Raw genomic sequence first — 13,631 nt, 5'->3', positions numbered from 1 at the left:
AATTAGGTAAAAAATCTTTTTCATTATTTAATCTTTATTGAGATTGCTAATTGTCCGTTTAAATATTACCAGCCTTCGTTTTGGATGAGTTTTGGGTTTTTCGTCACCTCATCATAAGGAATAGGCATGTGATACAGTCGGTCGTTCCAGATACCGGTGGTTACAATTGTGGGTGTAAATGTTGGCGTTGCCCCGTTGGCTATGCTTACCCCTGTAAGGTTTTGCGTCATTACCTGCGGCGCGGTTTTCCAGCGCCTGATATCCCAAAAACGCTGTTCTTCAAAAGCCAGCTCTATCCGGCGTTCGTTCATGATCAACGTGCGCATATTGGCCTGGCTGATGCCTGCCGGGATGCCGTAGCGGTTGGAGGCACCGGCTGTTATCCCCGCCCTTTTCCTGATCAGTATCACCTGGGCAACCGCGTTTTCGGTTTGGCCCAATTCATTCAACGCCTCGGCGTTATCAAGTATAATTTCGGCGTATCTAAAAATGGGGAAATTGTGGCTGGTGGCCGAGAATGCCGTGCTGGTACCAAAGTTGCCCAAAAATTTACGCAGATAATAGCCGGTACGGGTTTGCACCGTTGATACAGCTGTGCTATTAGGTTTATCTAAACCACCCTCGTAAGTTTGAGTAGCACGGTTAAGCCAGGTCAGGCCGTTGTAAAAAACGGTCGCGGCTAAACGCGGGTCGCGGCCGGTATAAGGCGTAGTTGCTACGTAACCCGAACCGGCATCGTTTATCCCCAGGCCGTTGGTCATGGGGAAAGCATCTACCAAATTTTGTGTAGGGCTGGTTAGACCCTGGCTTTTTGTATTGGAGGCGATAAAACCAACCGGCGACTGGCTGTTCTCTAAATTATTATTGTTTGAACTTTGCTTGGCCCAGATGATCTCGGCCGACATTTTCGTAGTAAATACCGATGTAAACGCGTTAGGGGTACCCGTTGCAACCAAGGCATAATAACCAAGGCTCTGAAATTCGGTACAGGCATCAGCCACCTGCTGCCAGCGTGTAGCATCGGCAGTGGGATAACCCGTTAATGCCTTTTTAACCGGGTCTGTTTCCACACCTCCGCCATTAAATAAAGGGCTGGCCGCATAAAGCAGCACACGACATTTTAAAGCAACCGCGGCGCCTTTGGATGCCCGTCCCCAATCCGAAGTGGACACCGGATCGGGGCGCATATTGGGTTTTATGGCGTTGCATTCGCTTACAATATAGTTAACCGTCTCGGCAAAGGTGTTTCGCGGCAGTTGTATATTATCATCAAGGCCATAAACGGTATCGCCCAAAAGCGGTACCCCGCCATAACGTTTAAGCAATTCCCAATAAAAATAGGCGCGCAAAAACCTGGCTTCGGTAATCCAGTATTGTTTGGTTTGCGCGGCAACGGGTACCTGGTTAATGTTTGCTAAAAATATATTGGCCCTACGAATGCCATAGTAACAATTGCCCCAAACCGTAAGCGAATAGCCGTTACCGGGGTTTTCTTCGGGATTGTTTTGCGCGGTCACCGTTCCTTTTGTAAAGTTCTCAGCCGGGCGGTTGTAGGTTGATGGAACCGCGTCATCGGTACCTGCATCTAAAAAATCGCCGTTGATGCGGTTAAACCCATCAGGAATATAGGTATATATATTGTTTAACGCATAACCTGCGACAATACCGTTTTGGTCAAGATTATCAAAGGTCAGATCTTTTGTAAACCAATCTTTTGGCTGCTCTTCGTATTTGCGGCAGGAACTCCCCACAACAAGAATAAAGCCTAATCCAACTGTTAAAATCGAGTAAAATCTATTTTTCATATCTGTGTGGTTCTAAAATTTAACGTTGACACCAAAGTTGTAAAGACGTAATACCGGGTAACCGCCAGTGTATGTTTCGGGCGAAAGGCCATCCAACTGCGACGAACTGCTGGTGAACAAATTGTAGCCATTGGCAAACAGCCTTACAGTGGTTAAGCCCAGTTTGCTAATCCAGGTAGTGGGCAGCGTGTAGCCTATCTCGGCATTTTTTAAGCGGAAGTAATCGCCGCTGCGCACCCAATACGATGATGCCGCGTCGTTGTTAGAGTTTACCCCGTAGCTTAAGCGCGGATAAGTTGCTGTAGCAGCGGTTTGCGGCGTCCAGCGGTTTAGGTTTTGTTCGTAGGCCGGCCCAGTGCCGTTATTTTGAAAAGCCCAATAGCTGCCGCCGCTCAGGTAAACATTTCTGTTTTTTACCCCCTGAAACAGCACGCTGATATCAAGCCCGTGCCAGCCGGCCCCTAATGATGCGCCGTAAAAAAACAACGGTTTAGATGATCCGATAGCCGTTACATCATTTTGGTTAATGACACCATCGTTGTTTAAGTCTTGATATTTGATATCGCCCGGCTGCGGCTTATAACCCACGGTAGTTGGGCTGCTATTGATCTCGGCCTGGCTTTGGAATAAACCCTGGGCCACGTAGCCAAATTGCTGACCAACCGGCTGCCCGGTACGGTACATATAAGCATAAGGCTGGTTAACCTCGCTGATATATAACACCTTACTACCTACCGACGACGCGTTAACCGATATAAAGTATTGGAACTTGTTCTTCAGGTTTTGCTGCCAGGCCAGTTGGCCTTCAAAACCGAAGTATTTGTTTTGGCCAATGTTCTCATTTGGATAATCGTTACCAATTAAAGTGCTGTTGTTGCCACGCTGCATTACCAGGTCGTAGTATTTATTGTTAAAATATTCAACAGTAAAGGCCAATTTATTATCCAGCACAGCACCGTTTATGCCAACGTTAAATTTGTTCGCTTTCTCAAATGTGATGTTGCCGTTAGGCAGCGTTCCTTCCGTGATTGATGTAACCGTACCCGCGCCGGTGCCAAAGTATGGTGAAGGCCCGTCAAAAAAACGCGGGTAATAAATAAAGTAGCCCGGATTATCCCATCCACTTTGGCCATATGATGTGTATAGCTTTAAGCGGTTGATGGCAGATACCGATTTCATAAAATCTTCCTTTTCGATATTCCATCCCAAACCAACTGCCGGGAAAAAGCCCCGTTTGGTATTACCATCCGGCGGATACCTGTTCGATCCATTAAAACCGAATGTCGCTTCGGCCATATACTTACCATCGTAGTTATAAGCAGCCCGGCCCGAAATACCGGTAATGGTATAAGGCAATGCCTGCGCATCGTTAGCATCGGTCGAGTTGTCCCGATTGCCCATCATCAGGATGTTCAGGCCGTTTTTGCCAAAGGTTTTATCGTAACCGATGGAAAACTCTTCGTAGTCCATCCTGCCCTGGTAAGCTATTGAATTTCCATTCGCCTGCGTTCCGTTGGTGCCAAACTGGGCGTACGTTGCAGGTGCCGTCTGCTGGAAAACCGCGAAACTTTTGTTCCTGACAATATCTTCGGCCAGGGTAGAGTTATAGGCCACTTTGGCCTGCATCCACAAGCCTTTTACAAAATCGTCCAAACTTTGCTTCAGGTATACGTTCACTAAAACGTCCCTGTAATATCGTTGGCGATACCCCGACCCAATAGTTTGGGCAAGCAGGTTGTTTTGGTACAGTTGTGTACCGGCAAAAGAATTGTTAGCATTTAGTAAAGGATAGGCATTGGCAGGTGTATTTAATAAATTAGAAATGATGGTACCTGTGGTGACCCCCGGTTCGTTTGAGTTTTGGATGCGCCCCAACAGGTAAATACCACCCGAAAGTTTGTTGGTGATATTCAGGTCGACATTTGAGCGGACAATATAACTTTTAAAATTATTGTTGGTATTATAGCTGTTGCTATCAACCGTTTTAAAAAAACCAGATTGGTTAATTTGCTCCATCGACACAAAATACCTGGCCGACCGGTTACCGCCGCTGGCGCTTAAAGTGTATCGATTAAACAGCGAACTGTTTTTTAAGATAGCATCCCTGTAATTTACGTTAGGAAAGTTGATCGGGTCTGAACCGTTTTTATAGGCATCTAACGCCGCTTGCGGATAATACAGCCCTGAACTTTGCGGGATACCATCGTTGCGCATGGCCTCGTTACGCAGCGTCGCGTAGTTAAAAGCATTTAATGGCTTAGGCCAGCTGATTGGTTGCTGCACTGCTGTTTGCGCGGTGAACGAAATCTGCTGCTTTTTGGCACTGCCTTTTTTGGTGGTGACCAATATAGCCCCATGCGAGCCGCGCACCCCCAACATAGCTGTAGCCAACGCATCCTTAAGCACCGTCACCGATTCTATCTCTTCCAGATCGAAAGCGGTAATATTGGCAACAACTCCATCTATAATAATAATAGGCGACTGGCCGCGTAAGGTTAGCGAAGCGCCGTCGGAACCGGCAAGGCCCGATGATTGCAGTGTGTATAAGCCCGCTAACCTGCCAGATAAAGCGTTTCTGAAACTGGTTACCGGCGATTTGACGATGTCTTTATTATATACAGCGTCGGTTGATGCTATAGCGAGATTTTGTGGTACGGTATTGTAAGCCTCCTGCACCACCGCTGATCTTGGGATCAGCGAACTGCTATTATCTGGTTCGAGGGTTAGGGTAAATAACTTGTCGGTACCAATTGCATATTTTAAGGTTTTAAAACCTTTCAGGCTAATCGTGATACTGTCGCCCTCGTTGGCCGTCAACACAAACTTTCCCGATCTGTCAGACTTAGTTTCGACGCGGGTTCCAATTAAATTGACGGTGGCGCCATCCAGGGGGTTGTTCTGATCATCCAGAAGTGTCCCGGTATATACCGCGTCAATAACATGGGACCGCCGTTTTAAAGCGTTTGGATTTTTACCCGGCGGAGCAGCAAACGCCCCGAGTGATTGATACACTAATAGGCTTAATAATGCGGATTTAAGCATTAAGTTCATAAGTTAAGAATTTGGTTAAGCTTGTGGTTTACTTGGTAGCCCGCGGCGAATAAGACCGCTTTATTATTGACAACAACATCAAAAAATTTAGCATTCGCTTGTGGACAAGACAAATCTAATTAGCGGTTATGGCAAAAGAAGGGGACAAATCTGCCAATATAGAGGGCCTAATCATTACTTTGACCAAATGCGCCCGGCGTACGGTATGGGTAGGCAAGCACATAGCCGCTTTATTTTTATGCAATAAGCAATACAAATATACATCACATCAGTGCGTTAACGTTTAATAGGTTTCATAAAGCCGATTACGTCTTATTTTCCGCGAATAAACAGGGAGACAATTTATAGCCACAAAAAACGTTAGCCCCCAAACCGACGGCTTAATTATGCAACAATTAAGGATGGGGAATGATGGTATTACCCCCTTTTTTGGTGATTTTGTCCCCTACACAAACATTATGAAACACTGAAATTAGCCTCATTAATTATAACGTTTGGTACATGGCGTAATCAGTGTAACCAAAGCCTAATTCAAGTAAATACAATATGCCATCTATCAAACATATTATTACTGCGCTATTATCGCTATGCGTGTTAACAACAGTCGACGCGCAGCAAAAAACTGCTTTTAAAACCGACAAAGATTTTATACAAATTATTAACCGGGAATTTAAGACTGCCGGCGCGCAGTATAAAGTTTTGGCAAAACGCCTGCCTTCAAGCAAATTCCCAAAAACATATTATACAGCGAAAGACAGTTTAGAAACGAGTAATTCCGGCTGGTGGTGCAGCGGCTTTTATCCCGGCACTTTGCTTTTTTTGTATCAGCAAACTAAAGATGCCACATTGCTAACCCAGGCAAACCGGATATTGGATTTACTTGCCCCAGAACAGTATAATAAAACCACACACGACCTTGGCTTTATGATGCAGTGCAGCTTTGGCAACGCGCAAAAAATAGCACCTAAACCTGATTACAAACAAATTCTCATCAACAGCGCCAGGTCGCTGGCAACGCGCTTTGACCCAAAAGTGGGCTGCATTAAATCGTGGGATTCGAATAAGCCAGAATACCTGGTAATCATTGATAATATGATGAACCTTGAATTGTTGTTTTGGGCAACAAAGGCTACCAGCGATTCCAGCTTTTATAAGATAGCCGTTACGCATGCCAATACCACCCTGAAGAATCATTTCAGGGCGAATTACAGTTCGTACCATGTCATTAACTATAACCCTGCAACCGGCGCGGTAATACAAAAACGGACAGCGCAAGGTTATACTGATGAATCGGCCTGGGCACGCGGACAGGCTTGGGGCTTATATGGCTATACCGTAATGTATCGTGAAACCCATGGTGTAAAATACTTACAACAAGCCGAGCACATAGCCGCCTTTATTCTGAACAATCCAAATCTGCCAAAAGACAAAATACCGTATTGGGACTATAATGCGCCTAATATCCCGAATGCTTTACGCGACGCATCAGCAGCGGCGGTTATGGCATCAGCGCTGTTTGAACTTTGCCGGTATGCTGATAAAACTAACGGGCAGCGTTATTTTAATGCTGCCGAAACCATTATTCGCAATCTATCCAAACCACCCTATTTGGCAGCTAAAGGCACAAATGGAGGTTTTATTTTACAACACGGCGTAGGGAGCTTACCACAGGGAACAGAAATAGATGTGCCGTTGACATACGCCGATTATTATTACGTAGAAGCACTAAGCCGCTACAAAAAATTTAATTGATAGCATGAGAACGATAATACTATTGGCCGCTATACTTGGCATCGCAAATTGCGCTACCGCACAAATACCAAATCCCCCACTAAGTAAAGACCGGAAATTTTGGTTAGATGAGGGTTGGCTCAATATCGGTTTATATGGGGAACAGCCCGGTTTAGCTGATTTTTATATTACGACCGGTAGTTTATACACCCCCATGAATATCTTTCTACCCTTAGGCTTACCCTATTCCGATGAGTTTTGGGGTACGCCCGCTTTACCGTGGACATCAGTAAAAATATGGAATGGAACGGATACCGAAGCCGAAGCCGACCATGCGATGGACACCAATAAATCTTAAACACAATTAAATGAAAGCATACAAATACCTTTTACTTGCAATTTGCTTTACCATAGGTACCGCATCAGCACAAAAAACAGAGAAGGCTGTGCAAGCGCAAAGCTTTTCGCCCGGGCAGATATGGCCGGATAACAACGGTATACACATTAATGCCCATGGCGGGGGATTATTGTATGCAAAAAGCACCTACTATTGGTTCGGTGAACATAAAATTGCCGGCGGCGCGGGCAACCGGGCCATGGTAGGCGTACACTGTTACTCATCAAAAGACCTGTATAACTGGAAGGATGAGGGTATCGCGCTAAAAGTGTCTGCCGATTCGACCAACGACATTGCCAAAGGGTGTATCCTGGAAAGGCCCAAGGTGGTTTATAATAAAAAGAGTAAAAAATATGTAATGTGGTTTCACCTTGAACTGCGTGGACAGGGTTATAAAGTCGCCCGGGCAGGTTTGGCCACCGCTGATAACGTTACCGGACCATATACCTTTATTAAAAGTTACCGCCCCAACGCCGGTTTTATGCCTTTTTATCCCGAAGGTACGTCCGAAACCGAAAAAGTTAATTGCGATCACCCGGCTACCAAAAGCGATGGCTTTTTTTGCCGCGACCTGCCCGGCGGGCAAATGGCCCGCGATATGAACGTGTTTGTTGACGATGATGGTAAAGCTTATCATATCTTTTCGGCCGAGGAAAACTTTACCCTTGACATAGCCGAGCTGAATGATGAGTTTACCGAGCACACGGGCAAATTTGCCCGTGTATACGTAGGCCACCAAACCGAAGCCCCCGCTATATTTAAACATAACGGTATTTATTATATGATCGGTTCGGGCACAACCGGCTGGGCGCCTAACCCAGCGCGCTGGTTCAGTGCAAAATCAATTATGGGGCCATGGACCTATCATGGCAACCCCTGTGTTGGTAAAGGTTCTGAAATTACTTTTGGAGGGCAAAGTACTTATGTGCTGCCCGTTGCAGGTAAAAAAGATGCGTTTATATTTATGGCTGATAAATGGACACCTAAAGATGCAATTGACGGTCGTTATCTTTGGCTGCCAATTACTTTTAAGGGCGATGATATTGAAATAAACTGGCTGGACACCTGGGGCCTGGACGTATTTAAAAAAATAGGATGAAAAAAAGAATATTCTTGTTGCTTTGCCTATTCATAAGCGTTAAAATGTATGCGCAGGATAGGCTGATCACTAATATTGGGGCACGCAAAGCATTATCGTTAAATGGCACGTGGCAGTATATTGTTGACCCTTATGAAACTGGTTTTTACGATTACCGTTATAAAGAACTGGACGAGAAAAACCCCGATGCTTATTGGAATACCGATATCCCTAAAAATAAAACCGAAAAGAAAGAGCATGGCTATATAGACAAATACAGCTTGCAGGTTCCCGGCGACTGGAACCATCAAAAACCAGAGTTTTTATATTACGAGGGAACGGTGTGGTACCGTAAGACCTTTGATTTCCATCCTGCCGATGGTGCCACCAAATACTACCTTTATTTTGGTGCGGTTAATTATCGTGCTGATGTTTATTTAAACGGTAAGAAACTGGGCATGCATATCGGCGGATTTACGCCTTTCAATTTTGCCATTCCAACATCGCTACTGAAAGAGAAAGGCAACTATTTAGTGGTGAAGGTAGATAACAAACGCGGTGCCGATGAAGTGCCTACCTTAAATACCGACTGGTGGAACTATGGTGGCATTACCCGCGATGTTAAACTGGTAGAAGTGCCGCCAACCTTTATACAGGATTATGTGATACAGCTAAAAAAACCTGAACCGGGCAAAGCGCCATCGGCAAGTCCGGAAGTTGAAGGCTGGGTAAAACTGAACAATGTCAAGGCCGGCGAGTTGATTAATATCAGCATACCTGAGTTAAAATTCAAAAAACAAATTGCCGCTACCGGCCAAATAACTAAAGTTAGCTTCAATTTGCCTAAACTGCAATTGTGGTCGCCTGAACATCCTAAGCTTTACCAGGTAAGCGTATCAGCCGGGGTGGATAAGATTGAAGACAAGATTGGCTTTCGCACCATTGAAGCTTTTGGAAAACAGGTTTTGCTGAATGGTAAGCCGGTGTTTATGCGGGGCATTTGTATTCATGGCGAAATACCGCTGGACGTACGCCGGGCTGTCGGGCCTGATGACGCCAAACAACTGCTGAACCAGGCGCATGAATTAGGTTGCAACATGGTACGGCTGGCCCATTACCCACATGATGAGGCGATGACCCGTATGGCCGATTCGCTGGGGATATTGGTTTGGTCGGAAATACCAGTGTACTGGACCATTAATTTTGCCAGTCCGGCCGTGCTTGATAAAGCCAAGGCACAACTAAAGGAAATGATCACCCGCGATCATAACCGTGCCAGCATCATTATATGGTCGGTAGGCAACGAGACCCCCATTAGCCCAACCCGTACCGATTTTATGCACAAGCTCATCATTCGCGCTAAAGAACTTGACCAGACCCGCATGATATCAGCGGCGCTGGAAGTGAACTATGGCTCGATGAAAGACATGAATATAGTGGACGACCCGCTGGGTGCCTTTGTTGATCTGGTTGCTTTTAACGAGTATTTGGGCTGGTATGGTGGCCTGCCCGATCAGTGTCGCAAAACCAACTGGAGTACACCATACAACAAGCCGCTATTTATCAGCGAAACTGGCGGCGGTGCCAAAGGAGGATTCCATGCCGATTCGTTAACCCGTTATAGCGAGGAATACCAGGAATGGTATTTTAAAGAGCAGGTGGCTATGTTAAAACGCATGCCTGATAGTTTTGTCGGTATCACCCCCTGGGTACTGAATGATTTCCGGTCGCCCAAACGCAACAACCCTGTTTACCAGGAAGGCTGGAACCGTAAAGGTCTTTATGATGATAAGGGGACTAAAAAGAAAGCCTTTTACATTATGCAGGCCTGGTATAAAGAAATTGAAAATAAATTTTCTCACTAATTTGATATGAGTTTAAAAGTAAACCTTAAAGCGCTGTTATTGGCGGCGTTAATAACTGTCCAGTTGCAAAGCCGAGCGCAGGTTAAACACACATTTGCCTTTGGCGATACCGATTTTTTGTTGGATAGTAAACCTTTCCAGATGATCAGCGGCGAAATGCACTACCCGCGTGTACCACGCGAGGCCTGGCGCGCCCGCATGAAAATGGCCAAAGCCATGGGCTTAAATACCATTGGAACCTATGTATTTTGGAACCTGCATGAGCCGCAAAAAGGCAAGTTTGATTTCAGCGGCAATAACGATGTGGCCGAGTTTGTAAAGATAGCCCAACAAGAAGGCCTATGGGTGATTTTACGCCCAAGCCCATATGTTTGTGCCGAGTGGGAGTTTGGAGGTTACCCTTACTGGCTGCAAAACCAGAAAGGCCTGGTGGTACGCAGTAAAGACCCGCAATACCTGAAAGAGTATGAAACCTATATCAAAGAGATTGGCAAGCAACTGGCGCCGCTGCAAATCAACCATGGTGGTAATATTTTGATGGTACAGATAGAGAACGAATACGGATCGTACGGCAGCGATAAAGAGTACCTGGCTATTAACGAGAAGCTTTTTAAAGAAGCAGGCTTTGATGGCTTACTTTACACTTGCGATCCGGCCGCTGATGTGGCAAAAGGACATTTGCCCGGCATGCTGCCCGCGGTTAATGGCATTGATAACCCAGCCAGGGTTAGAAAGATCGTCAACGATAACCACAGCGGCAAAGGCCCCTATTATGTTGCCGAGTGGTATCCTGCCTGGTTTGATTGGTGGGGAACACAGCACCATACCGTGCCGGCATCAAGGTACAGTGTGCATTTAGATACGGTACTGGCGGCTGGCATCTCCATCAACATGTACATGTTTCATGGCGGCACTACCCGTGCTTTTATGAATGGTGCAAATTATAAGGACACGTCGCCCTACGAGCCGCAAACCAGTAGCTACGATTATGATGCGCCGCTGGATGAAGCAGGTAATGCGACACCTAAGTTTTTGGCTTTTAGAAGCGTGATCGAAAAGTATCTGCCCAAAGGAAAAACGCTGCCACCTGTGCCAGCCGCCAAGCCTGCTATGCACATTAACGCGATAAAACTTACACAAACTGGCGTGTTATTGAGCAACCTGCCTGTCCCCAGGTCAAGCGCGAAACCGCTTACCTTCGAGGATTTAAATCAGGCATACGGTTATGTATTGTATCGCACAACTTTAACCGGCGGCAAAGCAGGTATTTTAAAAGTGAAAGAACTACGCGATTACGCCGTTGTGATGGTTAATGGTAAAACCGTAGGTACCATGGACCGCCGCAGTGTGCAGGATAGTTTAGCTATTACGCTACCTGCCGGAAAAGTGACGCTTGATATATTGGTTGAAAACATGGGCCGGGTAAACTTTGGCAAATATTTGTTGACTAATAAAAAAGGCATTACCGAAAAAGTACTGTTTGCCGGTACTGAACTTACAGGCTGGAAAACATATAGCCTGCCATTTGCCAACCTTACCGGGATAAAATACGCGGCATCAAACAAAGGGAATACTCCCGCCGTAAAAAAAGGGAGTTTTAATTTAGCTACCGTTGCTGATACTTATTTGGATATGCGCACCTGGGGTAAAGGCGTAGTATGGGTAAATGGGCATAACCTGGGCAGATATTGGAGCATCGGTCCGCAACAAACCATATACCTGCCTGCCGAATGGCTGAGAAAAGGCGTCAACTCGATTGAAGTTTTGGAATTATTGAAGCCTGAACAAACGCAATTATCTTCGTTAAATAAACCTATATTAGATCAATTGCGGTAAACTACTTATGCACGTTACGATAAAGACCCTTTTTGTCTGCTTTGTTTTATTTACAGTATGCCCGCTGGCAGCAAAGGCGCAAAAGCTATTTACTGATACCGCAGGCGGCTATAAATTAGCTTGGGCCGATGAATTTAACAAAGACGGTGCACCCGATACCACCAACTGGAAGTTTGAAAAGGGCTTTGTACGCAATCACGAAGCGCAGTGGTATCAGCCACAAAATGCAAGTTGCAAAAACGGTATCTTGACCATTAAGGCGAATAAGGAGCATATCCCAAATCCTATTTATACCGCGGGAAGCAACAACTGGAAAAACAATCGTGAGTTTATTGACTATACCTCGTCCAGCATGAATACGCGTGGACAGCATAGTTGGCAATACGGGCGTTTTGTAATGCGCGCGCGTATTGACGTTGATCCGGGTATTTGGCCCGCGTTTTGGACATTAGGCGTAAGTAAATCCTGGCCATCCAACGGCGAGATTGATATCATGGAATACTATCGGGGCAATTTGCTGGCCAATATTGCCTGTGGTACGGCAAAAGCCAATAATGCCAAATGGTACAGCACCAAAAAGTCACTCGATTCGTTAGGTGTGGGATGGAGCAAAAAATTTCATGTATGGCGGATGGATTGGGATGAAACCGCTATCAGCTTATTTGTTGACGATAAACTACTAAACCGTGTTGAATTAAACGACTTGATAAATCGCGATGGCAGCAATTTTAACCCCTTTATGCAGCCGCACTATATTTTGCTGAATTTGGCCATCGGTGGTGATAACGGCGGCGACCCATCTCCCACTGCATTTCCACGCTTTTATGAGATAGATTATGTACGTGTTTACCAAAAAATAGCAGACAGGTAAGGTTTATCCTGACATCATCATCTGACTTATAATCAACATGAAAAAAGCGTTCGCTTTTTACTTCCTGTTTGTGGCCTTACAGGTAACTGCGCAAATCTTGTTAAAAGTCGCTTGGCATTGCTTAAGCATTATTAACTAAGTTGCTAATGGTAAGAAACGATATATTTCCTAACCTTTGGATACCACTCGTGGAATATAAAATTACTTAATTACCGTGAATTACAATATTTGAGAGGTGATATTTAAGAGAATTAGGTTTTATACGAATCTTATGCGAATAAAAAGCCCCACTCGCGGGAGTGGAGCAACCTTTTTGACTTGTAAGCTTCTGAGGGCCGGGCTCGAACCAGCGCCCCTTTGATGAACAGATAAATCTTAGCTTATTGTTTAATTGCTTATGTACGGCGATCGCCGCCATTGATTAATTTGAACGTTGATGGCCGTCTTTGGTTGAAATAGCAAACGATTTATGACACCTTTATTTGCATGGCTGAAACGCTTTTTGTATCTTTAAGTAAGCAAGAACAGCTAAGAAAACCGTTAACAAGAATGAAAAATCCTGTTACGAAATTTCATAATAGGTTGATCTTCAAGTAGCTGGTGGCAGGATCGAACTGCCGACCTTAGCGTTATGAACCCAATCAAACGAGCCATTTGGCTTATTAAAATAAACTTCACGATTCTGTATTAGCAGCTATTTAGTTCTCTTTATATACCTGATTCACTCGAATGTTCTTTAAAAACGCTTAATGAAGCCGTATTATCTTTCTGGAAAAAAATGCTTTTTGTGAATTTTCTGCAAATTTTCTGCAAATAAAAAACCCAACTCGCCAGAGTTGGGTTAAATCATTGATTTTGAGGCTCCCCACTGTGGTTTATTTTCGAAACATTTTGTCGAAAAATTAAGAAGAATTGGCAATTGGGGTGAAGATTTTAAAAAATTATAAAAGAACTGCAAATAAATTAAAAAAAATGCAGTTCTTTCATACGGTTAATA

General features: G+C 44.9%; 8 protein-coding genes. 6 read left to right on the top strand and 2 right to left on the bottom strand.

All coding sequences use genetic code 11. The annotated features are described in order from the left end of the window. Positions 1-65: 65 nt before the first annotated feature. Entirely contained in the window at positions 66-1,805 is a 1,740-nt protein-coding gene (locus IRJ18_RS05085) for a RagB/SusD family nutrient uptake outer membrane protein (RefSeq protein WP_194105117.1), read from the bottom strand. A 12-nt stretch (positions 1,806-1,817) separates the two neighbouring features. Further along, positions 1,818-4,847, bottom strand: a complete 3,030-nt coding sequence (locus IRJ18_RS05080) for a SusC/RagA family TonB-linked outer membrane protein (RefSeq protein WP_194105116.1) — start codon at positions 4,845-4,847, stop codon at positions 1,818-1,820. Positions 4,848-5,402: 555 nt separating this feature from the next. Between IRJ18_RS05080 and IRJ18_RS05075 the strand changes: the two genes are divergently transcribed. The 6 genes from IRJ18_RS05075 to IRJ18_RS05050 are packed head-to-tail and all read left to right on the top strand — an operon-like array spanning position 5,403 to position 12,634. After that, the gene (locus IRJ18_RS05075; RefSeq protein ID WP_194105115.1) at positions 5,403-6,608 is read left to right on the top strand and encodes a glycoside hydrolase family 88 protein; all 1,206 of its coding nucleotides are present in this window, start codon (positions 5,403-5,405) and stop codon (positions 6,606-6,608) included. Between the two features lie 4 nt (positions 6,609-6,612). Beyond that, positions 6,613-6,945, top strand: a complete 333-nt coding sequence (locus IRJ18_RS05070; RefSeq protein ID WP_194105114.1) for a DUF2264 domain-containing protein — start codon at positions 6,613-6,615, stop codon at positions 6,943-6,945. Between the two features lie 10 nt (positions 6,946-6,955). Next, positions 6,956-8,083 carry a glycoside hydrolase family 43 protein gene (locus tag IRJ18_RS05065; RefSeq protein WP_194105113.1) on the top strand — a complete coding sequence of 376 codons (1,128 nt, stop codon included), beginning with the start codon at positions 6,956-6,958 and terminating at the stop codon, positions 8,081-8,083. Beyond that, complete coding sequence (locus IRJ18_RS05060) at positions 8,080-9,927, top strand: glycoside hydrolase family 2 protein (RefSeq protein WP_194105112.1); 1,848 nt, start codon at positions 8,080-8,082, stop codon at positions 9,925-9,927. Before IRJ18_RS05065 ends, IRJ18_RS05060 begins: the two co-directional genes overlap by 4 nt. 6 nt (positions 9,928-9,933) lie before the next feature. Continuing rightward, on the top strand, positions 9,934-11,763 hold the full coding sequence (locus IRJ18_RS05055) for a glycoside hydrolase family 35 protein (protein WP_194105111.1): 1,830 nt from the start codon (positions 9,934-9,936) through the stop codon (positions 11,761-11,763). A gap of 7 nt (positions 11,764-11,770) precedes the next feature. After that, the gene (locus IRJ18_RS05050) at positions 11,771-12,634 is read left to right on the top strand and encodes a glycoside hydrolase family 16 protein (RefSeq protein ID WP_194105110.1); all 864 of its coding nucleotides are present in this window, start codon (positions 11,771-11,773) and stop codon (positions 12,632-12,634) included. Positions 12,635-13,631 lie beyond the last annotated feature (997 nt).

Origin of the sequence: Mucilaginibacter boryungensis, from assembly GCF_015221995.1 — a bacterium.
GTDB lineage: Bacteria > Bacteroidota > Bacteroidia > Sphingobacteriales > Sphingobacteriaceae > Mucilaginibacter > Mucilaginibacter boryungensis.
Note: the sequence above shows the minus strand (reverse complement) of the source record. Positions and strands in the feature narration are given on the sequence as shown.